Genomic DNA, 947 nt, shown 5'->3' with positions numbered 1-947 from the left:
TGAAAAAAATCGACTAAAACTTTTATGATTGGACTTTCAAAAGCAGTGCATCACGCTTCCCACCCGATCGCGCTCTGCTCCTGCTCCAGCACCCGATCTAACGCCTGCTCCACCAGCATCGCGACGTTGTTTTCGATGTCCGACCGGGTGTTCTGGTACAGCCTCTTCAGGCACCTAGGATTTCCTTTCTCCTCCGGAATCCGGGCCTCCACACAAAGCCTCCGGATCGCTATTGACACATAGGTCCGGTTGAGCGGGCCTCCGTCCTTATTCTGAAAAATCGGCCCGGATGTGTAGCCATTCCGCCGGATATATCCCAATAATTCCTTCCGCAAGCATTCTGGAATTCGCACCCGTTGCTCTACCTTATGGGGGAAATGGACAATCTCTCCCTTCTGGACCGCTTCCACTGTGACATTGGGGAGTTCCTGCACAGATAATCCTGTGGAAGCAAACAGTTTGACCAGCAGGTACAGCCGCTCTTTATCCAAAGCTTTCGCGGTGCGCAGCAGCTGAACATATTCTTCGCGGGTCAGCTCTGGCTGGAGACTGCTTTTCGGCTTCAGCTGGCTTGCCAGCTGACACTCCCGATGCCCTACAAAGTCCAGATAGGAGTTCGCAATCGACAGGAACATATTGACAGTACCTGGCGTGTACTCCATTTCCACCAACTCTTCCCGCCACCGTTCCAGCGCACCCTGACGGATAAACTTATCCTCCGGCAGCGCCTGGTAGAGGCGGTTCAGTCCCCGACGGTACCATTGCAGCGTCCCTTCCACACGGCCCCTGCTTTGGCAGGCATCCAAGAACTGCTCTATGCTTTCCTGCGTCAATAGAACTCCTGTTTCCGTCCTTCTATGCTGATGCATCGGACGCTCTCCCTGTATATGCTGCCTCGTCTGGGGCACGCTGCTTCCTCCTTCCAAACATTCATCACAAAATTAATA

Annotated in this window: 1 protein-coding gene; it reads right to left on the bottom strand. The window is 53.4% G+C overall.

What is annotated here, in order from left to right; genetic code table 11:
• Positions 1-50 precede the first annotated feature (50 nt).
• The gene (locus tag D5269_RS17970) at positions 51-908 is read right to left on the bottom strand and encodes a hypothetical protein (RefSeq protein ID WP_147408087.1); all 858 of its coding nucleotides are present in this window, start codon (positions 906-908) and stop codon (positions 51-53) included.
• Between the last annotated feature and the right edge of the window lie 39 nt (positions 909-947).

This window comes from Anaerotruncus sp. 1XD42-93, from assembly GCF_009917605.1.
GTDB lineage: Bacteria > Bacillota > Clostridia > Oscillospirales > Ruminococcaceae > Anaerotruncus.
Note: the sequence above shows the minus strand (reverse complement) of the source record. Positions and strands in the feature narration are given on the sequence as shown.